This window comes from Knoellia sp. AC549 (genome assembly GCF_979258975.1).
Genome location: NZ_OZ409890.1, coordinates 3,056,969 through 3,078,710 on the forward strand (window position 1 = coordinate 3,056,969; position 21,742 = coordinate 3,078,710).

At 70.8% G+C, this 21,742-nt stretch carries 19 protein-coding genes; 13 read left to right on the top strand and 6 right to left on the bottom strand.

The features are described from left to right. Positions 1-3: 3 nt before the first annotated feature. Together ACZZ98_RS14900 and ACZZ98_RS14905 are read right to left on the bottom strand one after the other, a co-directional pair. Positions 4-582 (bottom strand): murein hydrolase activator EnvC family protein, encoded by a 579-nt coding sequence (locus ACZZ98_RS14900; protein WP_463516974.1) that lies wholly within the window; start codon positions 580-582, stop codon positions 4-6. Positions 583-681: 99 nt separating this feature from the next. Then, entirely contained in the window at positions 682-1,842 is a 1,161-nt protein-coding gene (locus ACZZ98_RS14905; RefSeq protein WP_463516975.1) for a pyridoxal phosphate-dependent aminotransferase, read from the bottom strand. A 43-nt stretch (positions 1,843-1,885) separates the two neighbouring features. Between ACZZ98_RS14905 and ACZZ98_RS14910 the strand changes: the two genes are divergently transcribed. Both ACZZ98_RS14910 and ACZZ98_RS14915 read left to right on the top strand, forming a co-directional pair. After that, a complete protein-coding gene (locus ACZZ98_RS14910) occupies positions 1,886-2,578 on the top strand; it encodes a DNA alkylation repair protein (RefSeq protein WP_463516976.1) in 693 nt (230 codons plus the stop codon). Positions 2,579-2,687: 109 nt separating this feature from the next. After that, positions 2,688-3,716, top strand: a complete 1,029-nt coding sequence (locus ACZZ98_RS14915; RefSeq protein ID WP_463516977.1) for a S66 peptidase family protein — start codon at positions 2,688-2,690, stop codon at positions 3,714-3,716. A 9-nt stretch (positions 3,717-3,725) separates the two neighbouring features. Here the strand turns inward: ACZZ98_RS14915 and ACZZ98_RS14920 are convergent, their stop codons facing one another. Next, on the bottom strand, positions 3,726-4,979 hold the full coding sequence (locus ACZZ98_RS14920; protein WP_463516978.1) for an MFS transporter: 1,254 nt from the start codon (positions 4,977-4,979) through the stop codon (positions 3,726-3,728). Positions 4,980-5,300: 321 nt separating this feature from the next. Here ACZZ98_RS14920 and rpsB point away from each other — a divergent pair, with 321 nt between their 5' ends. Then, positions 5,301-6,278 carry a 30S ribosomal protein S2 gene (gene rpsB, locus ACZZ98_RS14925; protein ID WP_463516979.1) on the top strand — a complete coding sequence of 326 codons (978 nt, stop codon included), beginning with the start codon at positions 5,301-5,303 and terminating at the stop codon, positions 6,276-6,278. A gap of 58 nt (positions 6,279-6,336) precedes the next feature. Continuing rightward, complete coding sequence (gene tsf / locus ACZZ98_RS14930) at positions 6,337-7,167, top strand: translation elongation factor Ts (protein ID WP_463516980.1); 831 nt, start codon at positions 6,337-6,339, stop codon at positions 7,165-7,167. Positions 7,168-7,248: 81 nt separating this feature from the next. Here the strand turns inward: tsf and ACZZ98_RS14935 are convergent, their stop codons facing one another. Continuing rightward, positions 7,249-9,597, bottom strand: a complete 2,349-nt coding sequence (locus tag ACZZ98_RS14935) for a hypothetical protein (RefSeq protein WP_463516981.1) — start codon at positions 9,595-9,597, stop codon at positions 7,249-7,251. Between the two features lie 100 nt (positions 9,598-9,697). Here ACZZ98_RS14935 and pyrH point away from each other — a divergent pair, with 100 nt between their 5' ends. The 5 genes from pyrH (at position 9,698) to ACZZ98_RS14960 (ending at position 14,565) form a co-directional block, all read left to right on the top strand. Continuing rightward, positions 9,698-10,450, top strand: coding sequence for a UMP kinase (gene pyrH / locus ACZZ98_RS14940; RefSeq protein ID WP_463516982.1), 753 nt, complete (start codon positions 9,698-9,700; stop codon positions 10,448-10,450). Positions 10,451-10,543: 93 nt separating this feature from the next. Then, positions 10,544-11,101, top strand: a complete 558-nt coding sequence (gene frr / locus ACZZ98_RS14945) for a ribosome recycling factor (RefSeq protein ID WP_463516983.1) — start codon at positions 10,544-10,546, stop codon at positions 11,099-11,101. A 21-nt stretch (positions 11,102-11,122) separates the two neighbouring features. Further along, positions 11,123-12,007, top strand: coding sequence for a phosphatidate cytidylyltransferase (locus ACZZ98_RS14950; RefSeq protein WP_463516984.1), 885 nt, complete (start codon positions 11,123-11,125; stop codon positions 12,005-12,007). Between the two features lie 45 nt (positions 12,008-12,052). Beyond that, positions 12,053-13,273 carry a 23S rRNA (adenine(2503)-C(2))-methyltransferase RlmN gene (gene rlmN / locus ACZZ98_RS14955; protein WP_463516985.1) on the top strand — a complete coding sequence of 407 codons (1,221 nt, stop codon included), beginning with the start codon at positions 12,053-12,055 and terminating at the stop codon, positions 13,271-13,273. 98 nt (positions 13,274-13,371) lie between these two features. Continuing rightward, a complete protein-coding gene (locus ACZZ98_RS14960) occupies positions 13,372-14,565 on the top strand; it encodes a monooxygenase (RefSeq protein WP_463516986.1) in 1,194 nt (397 codons plus the stop codon). Here the strand turns inward: ACZZ98_RS14960 and ACZZ98_RS14965 are convergent. Next, positions 14,549-15,655, bottom strand: a complete 1,107-nt coding sequence (locus ACZZ98_RS14965; RefSeq protein WP_463516987.1) for an LOG family protein — start codon at positions 15,653-15,655, stop codon at positions 14,549-14,551. The genes ACZZ98_RS14960 and ACZZ98_RS14965 overlap by 17 nt on opposite strands. An 81-nt stretch (positions 15,656-15,736) precedes the next feature. Here ACZZ98_RS14965 and ACZZ98_RS14970 point away from each other — a divergent pair, with 81 nt between their 5' ends. The 4 genes from ACZZ98_RS14970 to ACZZ98_RS14985 all read left to right on the top strand — a co-directional run bounded on the left by ACZZ98_RS14970 (position 15,737) and on the right by ACZZ98_RS14985 (position 20,424). Continuing rightward, positions 15,737-15,967, top strand: a complete 231-nt coding sequence (locus ACZZ98_RS14970; RefSeq protein WP_463516988.1) for a hypothetical protein — start codon at positions 15,737-15,739, stop codon at positions 15,965-15,967. Positions 15,968-16,011: 44 nt separating this feature from the next. Then, positions 16,012-17,163: a LacI family DNA-binding transcriptional regulator gene (locus tag ACZZ98_RS14975; RefSeq protein ID WP_463516989.1), complete on the top strand. Its 1,152-nt coding sequence runs from the start codon at positions 16,012-16,014 to the stop codon at positions 17,161-17,163. 74 nt (positions 17,164-17,237) lie between these two features. After that, a complete protein-coding gene (locus tag ACZZ98_RS14980; RefSeq protein WP_463516990.1) occupies positions 17,238-18,947 on the top strand; it encodes a phospholipase D-like domain-containing protein in 1,710 nt (569 codons plus the stop codon). 13 nt (positions 18,948-18,960) lie between these two features. Continuing rightward, positions 18,961-20,424, top strand: coding sequence for an NAD-dependent succinate-semialdehyde dehydrogenase (locus ACZZ98_RS14985; RefSeq protein WP_463516991.1), 1,464 nt, complete (start codon positions 18,961-18,963; stop codon positions 20,422-20,424). Positions 20,425-20,460: 36 nt separating this feature from the next. On the opposite strand, the gene ACZZ98_RS14990 is transcribed toward ACZZ98_RS14985, so the two are convergent. After that, positions 20,461-21,495, bottom strand: coding sequence for a putative sugar O-methyltransferase (locus ACZZ98_RS14990; protein WP_463516992.1), 1,035 nt, complete (start codon positions 21,493-21,495; stop codon positions 20,461-20,463). Positions 21,496-21,742 lie beyond the last annotated feature (247 nt).

Sequence of the window (21,742 nt, forward strand, 5' to 3'; positions counted from 1 at the left end):
GCCTCACGGACCGACGGTGAGGGGCAGCAGGATGACCGGGCCGCCCCCGAGCAGGGGACGAGGGTCGAGATAGGCCGAGCCGACGAGCGCACCCAGATGGAGACACGCACCGCCGCAGTGGGAGCGGCCCCCCACCGTGCCGATGACCTGCCCGGCCGACACCCGGGCACCTGTGCTCACGGCGCCTCGCACGGGCTCGTAGGTGCTGCGCAGCCCTGACGCGTGGGTGACGCTCACCGTGCCACGACCGGCGATCACGCCCACGTGGGACACGACTCCATCGTCGACGGCCTGCACCTGCTGCCCCTGCTTCGCGGCCAGGTCGATGCCGCGATGACCGGCTCCGTAGGTCGAGCGCGGGGCCACGAAGGGGGCCAGCACGGCCGGTCGCGGACTCACCGGCCAGGCCCACGTCCGACGCAGCGAGTCCGGGTCCGGGCCGGACACCCGCACCGGCCCGGCCACGGCCACGACCGTCGGTGCGGACACCGCACCGTCGGGGGCCAGGGCGACACCGGGGACGAGGCTGCCCACCGCGGTGAGCGCGACGAGGAGATGGCGGATGGCTGGTGTCGGTGACATGCCACCGACCCTGCGACGGGGTCGGCGCCGGCCGCCAGCTCGGTCGGCGCATCTGTGGACGACGGCTGCGTCCCGCCCGGCCTGTGGACGGCCCGACCCTCAGGTCCGCAGGGCCGCCAGCCGTGCGGCGGCGTCACGCAGCACGTCGTCCCGCTTGCAGAACGCGAACCTCACCAGCGTTCGTGCGGCGTCCACGTCGTCGTGGAAGACCGACACCGGGACGCCGGCAACCCCGGCCCGCGCCGGCAGCTCACGGCAGAACTCGAGGGCGTCCGTTGCGCCCAGCGGCGCCGCGTCGGCGACGACGAAGTAGGTCCCTCCCGGCACCGACACGTCGAGCCCGATGCCACGCAGGGCCGAGACCAGCAGGTCACGCTTGCCCTCCATGGAACGGGAGAGGCCGGCATACACGTCGTCCCCGAGACCCAGGCCGAGCGCCACCGCGGGCTGGAAGGGCCCCGAGGCGACATAGGTGAGGAACTGCTTGACCGTCCGCACCGCCGCCACGGCCTGCGCCGGGCCGCTCACCCAGCCGACCTTCCACCCCGTGGTCGAGAACGTCTTGCCGGCCGACGAGATGGTCAGGGTGCGCTCCGCCATGCCCGGCAGGGTCGCGACCGGGACGTGCTCCAGCCCGTCGAAGACGAGGTGCTCATAGACCTCGTCGGTGACCACCCACGCGTCGAACTCCCGGGCCAGCTCGCAGACCAGCTCGAGCTCAGCCCGGGTGAAGACCTTGCCCGTCGGGTTGTGTGGACTGTTGAGGAGGACCAGCCGCGTCCGCGGAGAGAAGGCCGCCCGCAGGGACTCCTCGTCGACGGCGAAGTCGGGGAAGCGCAGCACCGACGTCCGGCGCACGGCACCCGCCAGGGCGATGGACGCGGCATACGAGTCGTAGTAGGGCTCGAAGGTGACGACCTCGTCACCGGTCTCGCACAGCGCCAGGATCGTCGCGGCGATGGCCTCGGTGGCGCCGGCGGTGACGAGGACCTGGCTGCGAGGGTCGACCTGCAGGCCGTAGAAGCGCTTCTGGTGCGCGGCGATGGCGTCGAGAAGCTCGGGCACACCGGCGCCGGGCGGGTACTGGTTGCGTCCGCCGTCGATGGCCGCCTTCGCCGCATCGAGGATCTCCTGCGGTCCGTCGGTGTCGGGGAAGCCCTGGCCGAGGTTGCGGGCGTCGTGCTTGACGGCCAGGGCAGTCATCTCAGCGAAGATCGTCGAACCGTAGCCCTGCATCCGGTGCACGAGAGGCGAATCCATGTGCGCAGGCTACGCGTCGGTGCCGCGCCCTAGGCTCGGCGTCATGTCCGACGGTTCCGAGCTCCTCGACGCGATCCGTGCTGGCCTGCGCTCGGAGGCCGACCCGGAGCGCGCGGTGGGGCAGCAGCGCTACATGAAGAGCGAGATGCCCTTCCTCGGACTCACCTCACCGCAGCGCCACGGGCTGTTGCGACCGCTGCTCGCCGATCCCGCGTTGCGGATCGAGAGCCGGGCCGCCTGGGAGCGCAGCGTCCGCGAGCTCTGGGACGGGGCCGAGTACCGCGAGGACCGGTATGCCGCACTCGCCCTCCTCCGTCACCGCACCTACCGCTCGTGGCGCGACCCCGACCTCATGCCCCTCGTCGAGCACCTCGTCGTGACGGGCGCCTGGTGGGACGTCGTCGACGAGGTCGGCAACGTCGTCGGTGAGGTGCTGCTCGTCGACCCCGAGGGGGAGGGGCTGCGGATGCGGGGGTGGGCCGAGCACGACGACCTGTGGCTGCGGCGCTCGGCGATCATCAGCCAGCTGCGCCACAGGGAGCGCACGGACACCACGCTCCTCGAGGACGTCGTCGAGCCCAACCTCGACGACCGCGAGTTCTTCATCCGCAAGGCCATCGGCTGGGCCCTGAGGCAGCACGCCCGCACGGACCCGGCCTGGGTGCGCGCCTTCGTCGACGCCCGGGGGAGTCGCTTGTCCGGCCTCAGTCGGCGCGAGGCGCTCAAGCACCTGTGACCGAGCGTCGACGTCCCGTCACAAAGTGGCGGGATGTGGCAGGGTCAGGTGTGTTGTTCACGGCGTCGTGCGCGGCGTGGCTCGCCCGTCATCCTCGAGGAGAAGTCTCATGACCCACCAGCGAATGACCCGTCGGACCGCCCTGGCGAGTGCCGTGGCCGCGCCCCTGGCCATCGGCTCAGCCACCTCCGCCGCCACGGCCGCACCGGTCGCCGAAGGCGCCGCCGGACCGCGCTCGCTCAGGGTCCCCGCTCCCCTGCGCCCCGGCGACACGGTCGCTGTCGTCGCCCCCTCCGGTCACGTGACCCCGGCCAGCCAGCGCGCGCGGGTGCTGACCGGAATCGAGCGGATGAAGGCCTGGGGGCTCAACGTGGTCGAGGGCGCCCACCTGTGGGACTCCGATCCCACCGTCGGCCTCGCGGGCACGGACGAGGCCCGTGCCTCGGACCTCCTGGCAGCGTGGCGCGACCCGGCCGTCGACGCCGTCATCACCGCCCGCGGAGGCTACGGCGCGCAGCGCACCCTCGAGGTCATGGACCCCAAGGACTTCCGTGACGGCGCGGGCAAGTGGCTCGCCGGATACTCCGACACGACCATCCTGCTCAGCCGCATCAACGTCGAGACCGGCCTGCAGTCACTGCACGGACCCGGAGTGACGGGCATCGCCACCGCGGACCCGGCCACCCTGGAGTCGATGCGCCGGCTGCTCTTCGGCGAGGTCGAGGCGGGGGAGGCCCTGCTCAGCGGCCTCACCCCGTGGCGCGACGGCAGCGTCGAGGGCCGGCTCGTCGGCGGCAACGTCACGATGCTCGCGACCTCCGTCGCCACGGGTGACCTCCTGTCCACCAAGGGCGCCGTCGTCGTGCTCGAGGACGTCGGCGACGCCGGCTACGTCCTGGACCGCAACTTCACCAAGCTGCGCCGCTCCGGCTGGCTCGACGACGCGGAGGGCTTCGTCCTGGGTGACTTCACGATGGCGTCGTCGCCGTCCGACACCGAGAAGATCCTGCGGGACCGCATCCTCTCGCTCGGCAAGCCGACCTGGGCGGGCGGCTCGTTCGGCCACATCACCGCCAACCGCTCCCTGCCGATGGGGGCCCACGTCACCGTCGAGCAGGGAACCCTGCGGCTCAGCTGACGCAGGCCGTCAGGCAGGGACCGACAGGTCCGGGTCGTCGTCGCCGGCGTGGGCGATGGAGTCGAGCTGTCGCCACACCAGCGCCAGGATGAGCGCCGTCCCGACGAAGGCGAACCAGAAGGGCGCCGTCAGCCCCCACCGCTGCGCGATGGGCCCACCGACGGCCTGCCCGATGACGATGCCGAGGAAGAGAGCGGTCATGTAGACGCTGCCGACCCGACCCTGGTATGCCGTGGGCACGGACCGTTGGCGGATCGTGTTGCTGACCGTCCCCCAGGTGAAGGCGTAGGCACCGAACACGGTCATGATGACGATGGCGACCCAGCCCACGGTGGTGAGCGCCAGCGCGAGATGGGTGAACACCTCGGTCACCAGGCAGACCTTCATCAGCGTGGCGAGCGAGAAGCGGCGTGAGAGCCGGTCGAAGCTCGTCGTGGCCAGCACGCCACCGACGGCGCTCGCGGTCGTGAGCAGGCCGAACCCGATCGCCCCCATCCGCAGGTGGTCGAGCGAGTAGAGGACGAGGATCGACCACGCGGCCCCCCACGTGATGTTGAACGTGAGGATGACCAGGACGAGCGTGCGCATCGGCGGGTGGTGACGCACCCACCGGATCCCCTCCAGGATGTCGGCGCGCACGTGCGTGTCGATCGTGCCGCGGACGCCACCGCGCGGGAGCTCCATGCGAACGACGAGGCCGATGGCGAGCAGGACGAGCAGGATCTGGGTGACGAACGGCCAGACCATCCCTGCCGCGAAGAGGAACGCCCCGACCGGTGGTCCGACGAGCTCGTTGGCGGTGAGGAACCCGGCCTGCAACCGGACCTGGCCGGTGCGCAGGTCCGGGCGCTGGACGACCATCGGCAGCAGCGTGCCCGTGGCCGAGTCGGCGAAGACCTCACACAACCCGTAGAGGAACATCGTCGCCAGCACGGCGCCGATCGAGATGTGGTCGGTGGCGATGAACGAGCACAGGCCGATGACGACGAGCACGCGCAGCACGTTGGCCGTGATGATGATGCGCTTGCGGTCCAGCCGGTCCGCGACTGCGCCGGCCCACAGCCCGAGGATCAGCCAGGGCAGCCGCTGGAGCAGCGCCGCCAGCGCGACGAGGGTGGGGCTGCGGGTCTGCGAGGCCACGAGCAGAGGGCCGGCCGCGAGGGCGATCCCATCGCCGATGTTGCTCGTCCACGACGCCGCCATGAGCCAGCGGAAGGGTGTCCCGAGACGCGAGGGTGCGATGAGTTCCCCGAGGCGCGACACGGACGGTGACGCTACGCGGAAGGGGAGCACGCGGCATACCGAGTTCTGACGGCTGCCCGGATTTCTCGGCGGGCCCGTTCGCGCGTAGGATGACCGACGGTCTTCGTGTGCCCGCACGCCTGCGTGCGCCCGGTGACCTAATTCGCGCGTCTCATCGCCGCTGACTGGATTCCCACGAAGCGGGGCGCACCCCGACAGTCCATGTGCCTGCTCCACCGGAGCACACGGCACACGGCGGGGACTGCGTCGAGACGCCAGGCAGGCGGTGCACGACCCGTGCCCGGCCGACGCAACTGAAACCAGCACAAGGAGAACACCGGCATGGCCGTTGTCACCATGCGCCAGCTCCTCGAGAGCGGCGTCCACTTCGGGCACCAGACCCGTCGTTGGAACCCGAAGATGAAGCGCTTCATCATGACCGAGCGCAACGGGATCTACATCATCGACCTGCAGCAGTCGGTGACCTACATCAACAACGCGTACGAGTTCGTCCGCGAGACCGTTGCCCACGGCGGGAGCATCCTCTTCGTCGGCACCAAGAAGCAGGCCCAGGAGCCCATCGCCGAGCAGGCGACGCGCGTCGGCATGCCCTACGTGAACCACCGTTGGCTCGGTGGCATGCTCACCAACTTCCAGACGATCTCCAAGCGTCTGACCCGCCTCATCGAGCTCGACGAGATCGACTTCGAGGACGTCGCCGGCTCCGGCCGCACCAAGAAGGAGCTCCTGCTCCTCAAGCGTGAGCGCGACAAGCTCGACAAGACCCTCGGCGGCATCCGGGGCATGGCCAAGGTCCCCTCCGCCGTGTGGATCGTCGACACCAAGAAGGAGCACCTCGCCGTTGACGAGGCGCGCAAGCTCGGGCTCCCCGTCATCGCGATCCTCGACACCAACTGCGACCCCGACGAGGTCGACTACAAGATCCCCGGCAACGACGACGCGATCCGCTCCGTCACCCTGCTGACGCGAGTCATCGCCGACGCCGTGGCCGAGGGCCTCATCTCCCGTTCCGGTGGCAACGCCGCTGCGGACGCCGAGGGCGCTGCGGACGAGCCGCTGCCCGAGTGGGAGCGCGAGCTCCTGGGTGGCGACGCCGACGCTGCTGCCGAGACCGCGGAGGCCGTCGCCCCCGAGGCTGGTGCCACCGCGGCTGCGGACGCCATCGAGGCCGCCCCCGCGACCGAGACCGAGGCTGCTCCGGCGCCCGAGGCCGAGGCCCCCGCCGAGACCGAGGCAGCTCCGGCCGTCGAGGACGCTCCGGTTGCCGAGACCGAGGACGCCTCGGCCGCCAAGGCCTGACTGAGGCGTCACACCTCCTCTCTGTCCGAACTTGCTACAGAAAGAAGCGCACACACACATGGCGAACTACACCGCCGCTGACATCAAGGCGCTCCGTGGATCCACGGGTGCCGGCATGCTCGACGTCAAGAAGGCTCTCGACGAGGCCGACGGCGACCAGGCCAAGGCCACCGAGATCCTGCGGGTCAAGGGCCAGAAGGGCGTGACCAAGCGCGAGGGTCGTTCCACCTCCAACGGTCTGGTCATCGCCAGGGCCGAGGGTGGCGTCGGCACGCTCGTCGAGGTCCTCTGCGAGACCGACTTCGTCGCCAAGGGTGAGAACTTCATCGCCCTCGCCGACCAGGTCTTCGCGCAGGCCGTCGACACCAAGGCTGCCTCGGCCGACGAGCTCCTCGCGAGCACGCTCCCCGACGGCCAGTCGGTCAAGGACCTGCTCGACGGCGCCAACGCGACCATCGGCGAGAAGATCGAGGTCAAGCGGGTCGCCCGCATCGAGGCTCCGGTCGTCGCTGCCTACCTGCACAAGACGAGCCCCGACCTCCCGGCGCAGATCGGCGTCCTCGTGGCGACCGATGGTGGCGACGAGCAGGTCGCTCGCGACGTCGCGATGCACGTCGCGGCGTTCAGCCCGACCGTGCTCACGCGCGACGAGGTCGACGCCGAGACGGTCGAGAACGAGCGTCGCGTCGCCGAGGCCACCGCGAAGGAGGAGGGCAAGCCCGAGGCTGCGCTCCCCAAGATCGTCGAGGGTCGCGTCAACGGCTACTTCAAGGAGAACGTCCTGCTCGAGCAGCCGTTCGCCAAGGAGCCCAAGAAGACCGTCGCCAAGGTCCTCGAGGAGGCCGGCGCCACGGCGACGTCCTTCGCGCGTTTCCGCGTCGGTGGCTGACCCGAGGGTCTGAACCACACGCATTCGTATGCCGTCCGCTTCCCTGAGCGGGCGGCATACGTGCGTCTGGTGGCACGCCCGCTACCTGACCTCGTAGACGGTGATGGTGCCGGCGCTGAACCGTGGCGTCGCGAACTGTGTGATCCGGGGGGAGACCGGGGTGGCGGTGGCGTCGGCGACGAGCCAGCCCAGCCCGTGCTCCTGCTTCATCCGCTCGAAGCCCTCCGTGGTGGGGTCGGTGAACAGCGCGTCGTTCGCAGCCAGCCGCTCGGGGTAGGGATTGGGTCCCGCGGGTCCTCCCGACACGCTGACGTACGCCCAGGACTCGAGGACGGCCTGCCGCCCCCCGAGCCCACTGACCAGGTAGAGGTTCGAGACGCACCCCTTCGCCGGGGTGCCTCGTGAGCAGTGCCGGTTGGTCGCGACGACAGCGTCGCGCGGAGTGTTGAGGTCCAGCCAGTGCATGGCGGCGCCCCCGCCGGCGGGCAGCGGGATCTCGTTGCTGACCCGCGGCTTCTCCACGGTGGCCACGCGCGTCCCTCGCAGGGCGGCTCCGGCCGCGTCCAGGGCTCCGTCCCGGACCGCGTAGGCCGGCGCTCCGAGGACGAGCGCTCCGGCCACCACCGCGGCCGCCGACCGCTGGAGCAGCCGCTGTCGCCGGCCGGCGAGCAGCAGCGCCGCCACGAGGAGGCCGAGGCCGCCGACGAAGACCACCAACGACCAGAGGAAGGCCGAGCGCCAGGCCACGACGCTCGACCGCTGGGCCTGGTCCAGCACCGGCACGAGCCGCGCCGTGAGCCAGGCGAGAGTCGCCCCGACGAGGGCGCCGGCGGCGACGAGGGCGACCCGACCCGCCTGCGGTGCGGCGGCCCGGCGCGCTGCGCCGACGAGGACCCAGGCGAGGACGGCAGCGCCGTGGACCACGGCGAGGCGGACGAAGTACACCTGGCTGAAGGCCGGGTGCGACACCACGAGGAAGGCGGCGAAGGACGAGGCGATGGTGCCGGCGAGGAACCATGCCACCGGGTCGGCCCTCACGGACCGCAGGGCGAACCCGGCCGCGCCGAAGAGCAGGCCCACGTGGGGGAACGCCAGTGCGAGGAGCCCCAGCCCGAGGACTTGGAGCGAGCGCACCCCGAGATCGGCCACGCCCGCGGGCAGCAGGCTGCTCCCGTTCCCAGCGGACAGGACGTCGCTCAGGGTCGGGTGCCACCTGATGAAGTCGAACAGCCGCACCGAGGTCTCGCTGTCGCTGCCGGACAGGAAGACCGCGGTGAGGGAAAGGAGGGCAGCGCAGGCCAGGAGGACCAAGGCTGGTGCCTTCACCCGGTCCCAGCGGCGGTGCACGAGGAGGCTCACGGCAGTGGTCAGGGCCGCGCCACACAGCAGTGTGGGAAGGGCGGCGGGCTTGCTCCCGCCGGCCGCGGCGAGCAGCGCCACCAGGAGCAGCCAGCCGCCCCAGCCGATGCGCCGCCCCCGCAGGGCCCACACGATCATGACCATGGCGCCCACGGTCATCACCGCGACGTAGCCGTGGCTCGGGCTGGCCAGGACGATGGGGCTCTGGGCGAAGTGGGCAGGCAGGACCTGGACCCCGCGAAGGACCGCGAAGATCCACGCCGCGACGACTCCGGCCGCCCACGTTCCTGACAGCGCCCGCGCCAGGACGGCCACGAGCAGCAGACCCGTGACGACGACGGCCGCCGGCCAGAGGCGGAGCAGGACCACGGCTTCCGGGACACCGGAGACGACACTCGCCGCCGCCATGTCAGCGTCGGCGAACCAGTGGTACTCGACGGTCGTTCCCGCGACCTGTGGCACCTCGAGCGGCACGCTCCGCGTCGCGGCGTGGACCAGGGCCAGGTGCCAGGGGAGGTCCACGTAGTACACACCCTCACCGGGAGGCAACGGGAACTCGAGGAAGGCACGGATCGCGCCGGCACCCGCCACCAGACAGGCCCCGGCGACGCCCCAGTGCCACCATCCCGGTGCCTGGTCGGCACGAGCCGCCGCCGACCCGGTGGACAGGCACTGGCGCCTCAGTCGAGGAACGAGGAGCACGGGCAGCACCACCAGGGCCGGCCACCAGCGCAGCCAGGTGAGCCGCCCTCCACCGAGCCCGAGGCCGACCACGAGCGCAAGCAGGGCGAGCTGGGCCACCATGCCCACGGCCGCGCCCAGGGCGAGGTCCTCCACCCAGGGACCCCGCGACGGGACGAGCAGGCGCAGGATGAGCACGCCGGGCAGCGCCACCGCTGCCGCGAGGTAGACGGCATACCGGCCCAGGTCGCCGAGCGCGGTGCCGTTCCCCTCGAGGTAGGACCCCAGGACCGCGGCGCAGAGCACCCACGGAAGGCCACGAGCGACGAACGTCGAGGCGAGCGTGGCCACCGACGGCCCACCCCCACCAGTGGCTCGAAGCTGCCCCATGGGACTGACGCTACGCTGCCTCCGCCGTCGAGTTGCCGCACCCGCGCCGCCGTGTGCGAGGATTCGGGGCACCGCCAGAAGACACTGCCGAGGAGGCACGGTGACCACTGACGTCCAGACCCAGCCCGCTCCCACCAGCACCGGGGGCCGCGCTCGACGGGTCCTGCTCAAGCTCAGCGGAGAGGTGTTCGGGGGCGGCAGCATCGGGGTCGACCCCGAGGTGGTGCGCGGCATCGCCAAGCAGATCGCCGTCGCCATCAACGAGGGGACGCAGGTCGCCATCGTCGTCGGTGGTGGCAACTTCTTCCGCGGGGCAGAGCTCCAGCAGAAGGGCATGGACCGCTCCCGCGCCGACTACATCGGCATGCTGGGCACGGTCATGAACTGCCTCGCGCTGCAGGACTTCCTCGAGAAGGAGGGCATCGACACGCGGGTGCAGACCGCCATCACGATGGGTCAGGTCGCCGAGCCCTACATCCCGCGTCGCGCGATCCGCCACCTCGAGAAGGGGCGTGCGGTGATCTTCGGTGCGGGAGCCGGTATGCCGTACTTCTCCACCGACACGGTCAGCGCCCAGCGTGCCCTGGAGTGCCACTGCGACATGGTCCTCATGTCCAAGAGCGGCGTCGACGGCGTCTACGACTCGGACCCGCGCACCAACCCGGCCGCCCGCAAGCTCGACACCGTGACCTACGGCGAGGCGCTGCGCAACGGCCTCAGGGTCGTCGACGCGGCCGCGTTCAGCCTCTGCATGGAGAACGGCCTGCCGATGGTGGTCTTCGGCATGGAGGGCGAGGGCAACATCACCCGGGCCATCCAGGGCGAGCGCATCGGCACGCTCGTCACGCCTTGAGCCGGAGCTGACTGGCCTCACGGCGATTGTTTGACAGACTGGACCCTGCCGCACGACCGCAGCGGCGCGGCATACCGAAGGAGACCCGACCGCATGATCGACGACACCCTGCTCGAGGCCGAGGAAAAGATGGAGAAGGCCGTCGAGGTGGCCAAGGACAACTTCGCCGGCATCCGCACCGGTCGGGCCCACCCCAGCATGTTCAACAAGGTGATCGTCGACTACTACGGTGCGCCGACCCCGCTCCAGCAGCTCGCGTCCTTCCAGACGCCCGAGGCGCGCACGATCCTCATCTCCCCGTTCGACAAGGGCTCCATGGCCAACATCGAGAAGGCCCTGCGTGACGCCGACCTCGGGGTGAACCCGTCCAACGACGGCAACATCATCCGGTGCATCCTGCCGCAGCTCACCGAGGAGCGTCGTCGCGAGTACATCAAGATGGCCCGCGGCCTGGGCGAGGACGCCAAGGTGGCGATTCGCAACATCCGGCGCACCGCCAAGGAGAGCATCGAGAAGCTCGTCAAGGACGGCGACGTCGGCGAGGACGAGGGCTCCCGCGCCGAGAAGGAACTCGAGTCCACGACGAAGAAGTACGTCGACAGCATCGACGAGGTGCTCAAGGGCAAGGAGGCCGAGCTGCTCGAGGTCTGACCTCGAACGCACGGGCTCCTGATGAGCGACTTCCCCGCGAGCCCTCCGAGCCCTCCGAGCCCTCCGAGCCCTCCGAGCGCCCCGGCCGGCACCCGCTCACGGACCAAGGCGGGGCGCAACCTGCCCGCGGCCATCGGCGTGGGCGTCGGGCTGGCGGTCCTGATCATCGCCTCGCTGGCCATCCGGCGCGAGGCGTTCCTCGTCATCCTCGTCGCGGCCATGGTGATCGGCGCCTGGGAGATGCGACGCGCGGTGCGCCAGGTCGGCATCGACGCGCCGCTCGTCCCCGTCGTCATCGGTGCCGTCTCGATGGTGCTCGCTGCCTACTTCCGGGGGGCGGAGGCCCTCATCTTGACCTTCGGCCTCACCTGTGTCGGGGTGCTCGTCTGGCGCGTCGCCGACGGGCTCGAGGGTGCCATCCGCGACATCGCCGGCTCGCTCTTCATCGCGCTCTACCCGTGCTTCCTCGGCGGGTTCGCGGCACTGCTCCTCGCGGCCGACGACGGCCACCTGCGCATCGTCTACTTCATCCTCGTCGTGGCGTTCTCCGACATCGGCGGCTACGCGTTCGGCGTCTTCCTCGGCAAGCACCCCATGGCGCCCTCGCTCTCGCCCAAGAAGTCCTGGGAGGGCTTCGCCGGATCGGTCTTCTCGTGCGCGACCGTCGGGGCCGTCAGCCTGGCGCTCCTGCTCGACGGCCCGTGGTGGAAGGGCGCGGTGATCGGCGTCGTCGTCGCTGCTGCCGCCACGGTCGGCGACCTCATCGAGTCGAGCATCAAGCGCGACCTCGGCATCAAGGACATGGGTGCCCTGCTGCCGGGTCACGGCGGCATCATGGACCGGCTGGACTCGCTCGTCCTCTGCATCCCCGTCGTCTGGGCGCTGCTCCTCTGGGCCAACCCCTGATCGCGGCTGCGTCGAGGTCCGCGGGGGAGTGGGACAATGGAGCCGATGACTTCTCTTCCTGAACCCACCGTCGGCCCTCCGGTGCCCGGTCAGCTGACCTTCACCGCGCCCCGTCGCGGCAAGCCGCCGCGTCACCTGGCCGACCTCTCGCCGACCGAGCGCAAGGCGGCCGTCGAGGAGCTGGGGCACAAGGGGTTCCGGGCCAAGCAGCTGTCGACGCACTACTTCGAGCGGCTCGTGGAGTCCCCCGAGGACATGACCGACCTGCCCAAGGCCGTGCGCGACCAGCTCGTCGCGGACCTCCTGCCGACCCTGCTCACGCCGGTGCGCACCCTCGAGGCCGACCGCGGCGCGACCCTCAAGTCGGTGTGGCGCCTGCACGACGGCGCCCTCGTCGAGTCGGTGCTCATGCGCTACCCCAGGCGGGTGACGATCTGCATCTCGAGCCAGGCGGGCTGTGGCATGAACTGCCCCTTCTGCGCCACCGGCCAGGCCGGGCTCACCCGCAACATGTCGGCCGCCGAGATCGTCGAGCAGGTCGTCGACGCCAACCGCAAGCTGCGCCACGGCGCGCTCCCGGCCCTGGGCGCGACCCACCCGGCCGAGGCGGGCCTGGGCGACGAGACCGACGAGGACGCCGACGCGTCGACAGCGCCCGGCGGACCCGAGCGGGTCAGCAACGTCGTGTTCATGGGCATGGGCGAGGCGCTGGCCAACTACAAGGCCGCCATCGGCGCGATCCGCCGCCTCACCGACCCGACCCCTGACGGCCTGGGCATGTCGGCTCGCGGCATCACGATGTCGACGGTCGGGCTCGTGCCGGCCATCGACAAGCTCGCCGCGGAGGGCATCCCCGTCACGCTCGCCTTGTCGCTGCACGCCCCCGACGACGAGCTGCGCGACGAGCTCGTGCCCATCAACACCCGGTGGAAGGTCGACGAGGCGATCGACGCGGCCTACCGCTACTTCGAGGCGACCGGCCGCCGGGTGAGCATCGAGTACGCCCTCATCAAGGACATGAACGACCAGGCCTGGCGCGCCGACCTCCTCGGCAAGAAGCTCACCGCGCGTGGCAAGGGCTGGGTCCACGTCAACCCCATCCCGCTCAACCCGACGCCGGGCTCCAAGTGGACGGCGTCGCGTCGTGGCGTCGAGCAGCAGTTCGTCGAGCGGCTGCGCGCGCACGGCATCCCGACGACGGTCCGTGACACCCGTGGCTCCGACATCGACGGCGCCTGCGGCCAGCTCGCTGCCGCGACTCCCTGACGCAGCTCGCTGGACGAACAGGCAAGGGTATGCCGTCCGCCCACCATCTCGTTCGCGGTTCGCTGGGCGGACGGGCGCTGCGCGACTACTCTGGGGTAATGCGCCTGCGTACCGTCGCGGTCGGCATCGTCGCCGCCCTCACACTCTCTGCCTGCGGCGGTGTCCTGCCCGAGAACCTCCGCGGTGAGGACTCGCACGCCAGCTCAAGCCACGCGGCCTCGCCGTCGGCGGCGGCGGCGGCCAAGGCCAAGCCGGAGCCGCCGGACGTCGCCCTGCGCACCGGTGAGAGCTTCCAGGAGCTTTCGATGGCGGCGAAGTACACCCCCAAGGCGCCGTTCGGCACGGGCACCGACGACTACCGCTGCTTCCTCGCCGACCCGAAGTTCGCCCAGGACATGATCGTCAGCGGCGTCAAGGTCATGCCGGACAACCCGGCGGCGGTGCACCACGTCATCCTCTTCAAGGTCGACCCGGACAACGTCGCCGCCGCGGAGGCCAAGGACGCCGAGGACGCGGAGCAGGGCTGGACCTGCTTCGGCGGCTCCGGCATCGGCGGCGGGCCCGCCGCCCAGCTCGACAACGCCGAGTGGGTCGGCGCGTGGGCGCCCGGTGGCGGCGAGCGGGTCATGGCCGACGACATCGGCATCCCTCTCGCCAAGGGCTCGCGCGTCGTCATCCAGATGCACTACAACCTCCTCGCCGGTGGTGGCGCCGACCAGAGCAGGGCCCGGCTACGGCTGACGCCGGCCAGTGCCGGTCACAAGACGCCGCTCGAGACGATGCTCCTGCCCGCACCCGTCGAGCTGCCGTGCCGCAAGGGGACACCCGGCGAGCTCTGCTCGCGCACCCCTGCCGTCGCCGACATCCGCTCGCGCTTCGGCGAGCAGGTCGCGACTGCCGACCTGCTGCACCTCCTCTGCGGTGAGCTGAAGCCCGGCCCCACGCAGTCGTGCACCCGCCCCATCACGCAACCGGGTCAGATCCGGGCCGTCTCCGGCCACATGCACCTGCTCGGCAAGTCCATCACCGTCGACGTCAACAAGGGCACCCCGCAGGCGAGGCGAGTGCTCGACATCCCGGTGTGGAACTTCGACGACCAGGGCGCGATCCCGCTCCCGAAGCCACAGCCGGTGAAGCAGGGTGACACGGTCACGGTGACGTGCACGCACGACCAGGCGATGCGTGACGTCCTCCCGGCCTACGAGGGGACCAAGGAGCGCTACGTCGCGTGGGGTGAGGGCACCACCGACGAGATGTGTCTCGGGATCGTCCTCTTCACGCGCGCGAGCTGAGCACGAGCTCCGCGGCCTCGTCGGTGCTGTCGACGAGGTGCACCACCTGACCCATGCCCCGCTCGCGGCTCAGCGCCCGGATGACGTCCCACACCGGCACCTCGCGCGACCAGTGGTCCACGCCGACGAGCACGAGCGGCGCGAGCGTCCGCTCGGCCTCGGCGTAGTAGAGGGGAGTGATCGACTGGAAGATCTCCTGCACCGTCCCCGCCGCGCCGTGGAGGACGATGAGGCCGGCAGTGGAGCGCGCGAGCAGTCCGTCCTCGCGGACGGCGTTGCTGAAGTACTTCGCGATGCCGTTGCAGAACACGTTGGGCGGCTCGTGGCCGTAGAACCACGTAGGGATGCCGATGGAGCGAACCGCGCTGTCCCGCAAGGGAACGGCCAGGACGTCGTCATACACCTCGAGGGCCAGCTCCGCCCAGGCCTCGATCGACGGACGGAACGAGGGTATGCCGGCCAGCCGCTCGAGTGCCTCGCTCACGACCTCGTTCGACGGGCAGAGGGCGCCGAGGTTGGCGGCCTCCATCGCGCCGGGGCCGCCTCCGGTGGCGACGACGAGACCCGAGGACGCGAGGCTGTGTCCGAGACGGGCCGCACCGGCATACGCCTCGCTGTCGCGCGTCAGCGCGTGTCCGCCCATGACCCCGACGACAGGGACGTCGCCGACGAACTCGGTGAGGGCGTCGCTGACGGAGTCGTCGTGGATGGCTCGCAGGAGCGTGACGAAGACGTCGTGGTGGAGGTCGGCGTCACGCGACCAGTGGTAGGCGCGGGCGTCCGGAGTCTGCTCGTAGCCGTGCTCGGCCAGGCCGGCGTAGAGCTCGTGCGGTTGGTAGAGGCTGGCGCGGTAGGGGTTGACCGGGGCGCCGGGATCCGTCGGGAAGACGAGCGCGCCGTGCAGGCGCAGGTGATGGTCGAGCTCGGGGGAGAGCCGCCCGCCGAGGACGACGACCCCGTCGAGGTCGGTGCGGGAGAGCAGGCGGGTCTCGTGGTCGCGGAGGTCGAGGTCCTGCAGGCGCCGACCGGTCAGGGGTGCGCCGCCCTCGAGCGCGGCATCGAGGTCGCGCAGGGTCTCGATCTCGTTCATGGGGGAATCCTCGCATGGCTCCTTGACCGGTACAGAACGCGGCGTTACTGTAGCGGTACAGAAACGACGAAGGAGCGCACCATGGACCACCTGCCACTCGCCTCGATCACGGCCGACAGGGCCACCCGTCGCCACTTCGAGGGCGGCCGCGTCGTCGACTCCACCCCGGCAGCGCCGCTCCGCGGGAAGCGGGCGACCACGAGCCCCACCTTCCGTGGCTCCGCTGCGCTGCGCGCACGCGTGGCCGGGCTGCTCTACCGCGGTGCTCGCGCCGTGGAGCCCTGCGGCTACCGGCAGGCAGCGACACGCTGACCCTGCGCCTGTCCGACCTCCGGAGGGACGCGCTAGCGTCACCCGTGCGGGCCGACCGGCTCGACGAGAGCGAGGTGGGCGTGGGCAGGGTGACCCTCCAGACCGTCGCCGACCGGGTCGGCGTGAGTCGGATGACGGTCTCCAACGCGTTCTCGCGCCCCGACCAGCTGTCCGCTGCGCTGCGCGACAAGGTCCTCAAGGCGGCCGAGGAGCTCGGCTACACCGGCCCCGACCCCTCGGCGCGCGCCCTGGCGCGAGGCTCGACCGGGTCGGTGGGGGTGCTGCTGTCCAACAGTCCGGCCGAGGCGTTCACCGACGAGGTCGCTGCGGCCTTCTTCAGCTCGATCGCCGCCACGCTCTCGCCCCGGGGCATCGCTCTGACGCTCCTCTCGAGCGAGCCGTCGGGCGACGTCATGCCCGCTCGGGACGTGGCGATGGACGGTGTCATCGTCTACAACTGCGACCCCGAGTCCGGGGCCCGCGAGCAGGTCGAGCGTCGCAAGCTGCCGCTCGTGCTCGTCGACCAGCCCAACACCCGGGGCTTCTCGAGCGTCAACGTCGAGGACCGCTCGGGGGCGCGGGCGGCCGCGCAGCACGTCGTCGACCTGGGGCACACCAGGGTCGCGCTCATCGGCAAGACCGGTGTGCCGCCCTTCGGCATCGTGGAGTCGTCGTCGGCCAAGGGCCAGGGCTACGCCTCGACCGAGAGGCTGGCCGGGTGGACCGAGGTGCTGACCGAGGCCGGGATCGAACCGGTCATCCTGCAGGAGCCCATCGACTCCACCGCCGGTGGTCGGGGCGCCCTGAAGGCCATCCTCGAGGCCCAGCCCGACACGACCGCCGTCCTTGCGTTCTCGGACGCCATGGCCGCCGGGGTGCTGCTCGACGCGCACGACGCCGGCATCTCGGTCCCGGACCAGCTGTCCGTCGTCGGCTTCGACGACAACCCCCTCGCGACCCGGCTGCGCCCCCAGCTCACGACCGTCCGTCAGGACGTCACCGAGAAGGGGCGCCTCGCGGCGTCGATGCTCGTCGAGGCGATGGCGGACCGTCGGGCCGGCCGCACCACCGAGCCCCGAGCCGTGACGCTGACCACCGAGCTCGTCGTGCGCGACTCCACGGCGCCACCCAGGGCCGGGACGCTGCCCAAGGCTGCGAAGCGTGCGCGGAGCCGGCGGCCGGCGGCTGGGGCCTGATCCTGTCGGCAGATCTCGCCATGCCGGACGTCATGGCTCTGGCGGACGGGTCCCCGTGCCCCTAGCGTGGTCTCATGCGCTCCCACGTGGAGACCTCGACCCTGACCCTGCACGCCGTGGCCGGCACGCACACCGTGCTTCTCGGATGGGACCTCGCTGATCCGACCGGTTGCCTCGGGTTCGCCATCCAGCGCCGGGAGAGCGGTGGCGAGACGGTGTGGCTGCGGGGGATGAAGACCTTCGCCTCCGTCGTGCCCGACCCACCTCCCGGCAGTGACTGGTCGACGCGGGAGCATCCCATCCAGGGCTTCCAGTGGGGTGACTACACGGCCAAGCCGGGACGGTCCTACCGGTATGCCGTGATGGCGCTGGGCGCACCGACCTCCGCACCGACGCAGCTCGCGACCGCGTCGGTGAGGGTGCGGACCGAGGTCGAGGACGACGGCGTGCACGGGGTGTTCTTCAACCGCGGGGTGGCGGGGTCGCAGGCCTTCGCCAAGCGATTCGCCGGCTACGTCCCGAGCAGGGACGAGGCCGAGCAGTCGCCAGCGATGGTCTGGCTGTCCCGAGGGCTCGGGGAGGCGTTCGTGGCCTTCTGCGAGCGGGCGACCGGGGCGGGTTTCGGCCTGCGTGGCGCGTTCTACGAGTTCACCTGGGGGACGGGTCTCACAGCGTTGGCCGCCGCCCGCGACCGGGGCGCCGACGTCGCCCTCGTCGTGCACGGGCGCGACCGGGACGGTGACGGCGGCGCCGACACGACCTCGACCCAGGCCCGTGCAGCAGCTCGACGCCATGGTGTGAGCAACGGCGGCACCATCCGGTGGCGCGACGCCGACAACGTGTCTGCCCTGCACCACCACAAGTTCCTCGTCCTGCTCGACGGTGGCCGACCGGTTGCCGTGTGGACCGGGTCGACGAACCTCACGCAGGGCGCGATCTTCGGTCACTCCAACGTCGGTCACGTCATCCACGACCCCGTGGTGGCGCAGCAGTTCCTCGACGAGTGGGAGCGGCTCGAGGCGGGCGAGACGACGGCCGAGCTGCGCGACGCCCACGAGCGGGACAACCCGGCCGTGGAGGTGACTCCACCGAAACGGGGAGCGAGCGTCGTGCTCGCGCCACGGCATACGAGCTCGTCCGTCCTGCAGTGGTTCGCGAACGTCTTCGACCACGGCGAGGTGAGTGCGCACATCACGGGTGCCTTCGGGCTGAACGAGCTCTTCCGCGACACGCTGCGCACGGCGAAGCCCGGCACGGTGCGCACGGTGCTGCTTGACAAGTGGCCGCCCAGGGAGCAGGCCGTGCCTCGCACCGACCCCAACGTGCGCATCTCGACCGGTGCCCACCTCACCGGTGGTGGCCTCGCGCAGTGGGCCGGGGAGGCGCTGACCGGCTTCAACACGCACGTGAAGTACGTGCACACCAAGATCATCCTCATCGACCCGTTCGGGACCGACCCCGTCGTCGTCACGGGCTCGGCGAACTACAGCAGGGCCTCCACCGTGTCCAACGAGGAGAACACCCTCGTCCTGCGTGGCGGTGGCAGGGGGCCGGCGTCGTCCCGGGCAGCCATCCGCCGAGTCGCCGACATCTACCTCACCGAGTACCACCGCCTCTTCATGCACTTCGTCTTCCGGTCCTGGGTCGAGCGGCGCGAGATGGTGACCGGTGCGAGGCAGGAGCCCGGACACCTGGCCGAGGACGACGGCTGGACGCGGCCCTACTATCGCGCTGCGTCCTGGCAGGCGCTGATGCGGAAGGTGTTCTCCGGACAGAAGGCATGACTAAGGTCGAGACATGGCCGCCGTGACCCAGAAGTCCGTCCTCTCCTCCGTGCCCACCCAGCTGTTCATCGGCGGGCAGTGGCGCGACTCGCTCAGCGGCACGACCTTCCCCGTGACGGACCCGGCGACCGGGTCGGTGCTCACCGAGGTGGCCAACGGCACGATGGCCGACGGGACCGCAGCACTCGACGCAGCGGTTGCGGCGCAGGCGGACTGGGCGGCGACAGCGCCCAGGGTCCGCGGCGAGATCCTGCGGCGCGCGTTCGAGCTGCTCACGGCCCGCGCTGACGAGTTCGCGATGTTGATGACCCTCGAGATGGGCAAGCCGCTCGCCGAGTCACGTGGTGAGGTGGCCTACGGCGCGGAGTTCTTCCGGTGGTTCAGCGAGGAGGCCGTGCGGATCCACGGCCGGTATGCCGTCAACCCGGCTGGCGGGTCCCGTCTCCTCACGCTCCAGAAGCCGGTCGGGCCCACGTTCATGATCACCCCGTGGAACTTCCCGCTCGCCATGGGGACGCGCAAGATCGGGCCCGCCATCGCGGCCGGCTGCACGATGGTGGTCAAGCCGGCCCACGAGACGCCGCTGTCCATGCTCGCGCTCGCGGCGGTGCTCGAGGAGGCAGGTCTGCCGGCCGGCGTGCTCAACGTCGTGACGACGGCCGACACGGCGGTGGTGTCGGAGCCGATCATCCGTGATCCGCGCCTGCGCAAGCTGACCTTCACCGGCTCGACCGCTGTCGGCCGGATGCTCGTCGAGCAGTCGGCGGAGCAGCTCCTGCGGGTGTCGATGGAGCTGGGCGGCAACGCACCGTTCGTCGTCTTCGAGGACGCCGATCTCGACGCCGCAGTCGAGGGGGCGATGCTGGCGAAGATGCGCAACATCGGCGAGGCCTGCACGTCGGCCAACCGGTTCCTGGTGCACGAGTCCGTGGCTGACGACTTCTCGGCTGCCCTGGCCCGCCGGATGGCCGCACTCACCGTCGGCAAGGGCACCAAGACAGGTGTCGAGGTCGGTCCGCTCATCACCGACAAGGCGCGTGAGGGCGTCGACGAGCTCGTGCGCGACGCCGTCGACCGAGGAGCCCGCGTGCTCACCGGTGGGGAGAAGCTTGCTGGCCGGGGTCACTTCTATGCGCCCACCGTGCTGGTCGACGTGCCCGCCGACGCCCGCGTCCTGGGCGAGGAGATCTTCGGTCCGGTCGCGCCGGTCACGACCTTCGCCGATGACGCCGAGGCCGTCCGGCTCGCGAACTCCACGGAGTACGGCCTCGTGGCCTATGCCTACACCCGCGACCTCGGCCGGGTCCTGCGCATCAGCGAGGCCCTGGAGTTCGGGATGGTCGGCATCAACACCGGGATCGTCTCCAACGCGGCTGCCCCCTTCGGTGGGGTCAAGCACTCGGGCTTCGGGCGCGAGGGAGGTTTCGAGGGCATCCACGAGTACCTCGAGACGACCTACGTCTCTCTCAACCCCTGACGGATCCGGCGTTGGCGGTGGCCGCAGGCCCGCGCCTCAGTCCCGGCGCATGATGAGCAGCTGGCCGGCCGAGCGGACCAGGGGAGCGTCATAGGTGCCGACGACGCGCAGACCCCGTCGCCCGAACATCTCGGCGATGTCGGCCGAGCGCACGGGTTCGAGCGCGCCCCACTCCCCGGACTGCGCGGCGCGCGGCTTGCCGTCACGCGAGTTGAGCGAGACCGCCCAGGTGATGCCCCGGTCGCACACCTGCCCGATGTAGCTGTCGACGACGTCGGGCTCCATCTCCTGGAACGAGTACGAGTTGACGAAGACCTCGAAGGTGTCCTGGAGGTCGCCGAGCCGATAGTTGGGCAGAACGGCCGACCCGGTCGACGTGATCGACCCGTGGGTGGGGATGGACTCGTCGTAGGTGGCGATGCGGTCCGCTCCGAAGAGCTCGGTGAGGTAGTAGGACGCGACGGTCAGCAGCGGGGGGATGTCGATGTCGACGTAGCGGGTGGCGGGATCCCTCGAGAGCAGGATCTCTCCGAGGACGCCGAACCCTCCACCGATCTCGAGGAAGCTGCGCGGTGGCGCATCCACGTGCCGCGACAGGGCACTGAGACACAGGAGGTAGTTCAGGTACGCCCGCCCGAAGGCGACGTCCTGGTTGACCGGGTTGAGGCGATAGGCCTGGGGTGGCTTGCCGACCTTGCTCTCGCCATGGTTGCCGAGGTCGAACGGCCACCGCGCCTGGTCCCAGGCAGCGCTGGCGACGTCGTGGTCACGGCGCGCGTCGAGCGAGCCGTTGAGCCCGCCGGCGAGGAACGGTTGCGTCGCATGGGGGTTGACGCTACGAGCGGTGTCGAAGACGTCTGCGATGGTGGCGTTGCTGTAGCCGTTGCCATAGACGGGATAGAACCAGACCCGCGACGTCGGCCACGTCTTGAAGGTCTCGAGCCCACTTCCCGACATGTCGCCGAGAAGCTGGTCGAGACCGGGCCCCCAGAAGTTTGTGGGCCGGTACGTCTCAGGCGCTGAGCGCAGCTCGGCCAGTGAACGGGCGGTCAGGTCACTCCAGATCGACACGTGTCTCCTAGGGTTCGGCTCGGTCGTCCCCGATGGTAGCGACCATCAGCGGCCTGGACGTGTTCCTCGTGACGGCCGGCGAGGCCCGGTGCCGACACGGCCCAGGGCCGGTCCTGACTGGTGGCGAGGGGAGGAGATCTTCGGGCCGGTGGCTCCGGTGAAGACCTCTGCCGACGACGTCGAAGCGTCAGGGCATCGTCTCCGACGCCGCGGCACAGTACCTCGAGAGGTTGACGTCTCCCTCAGC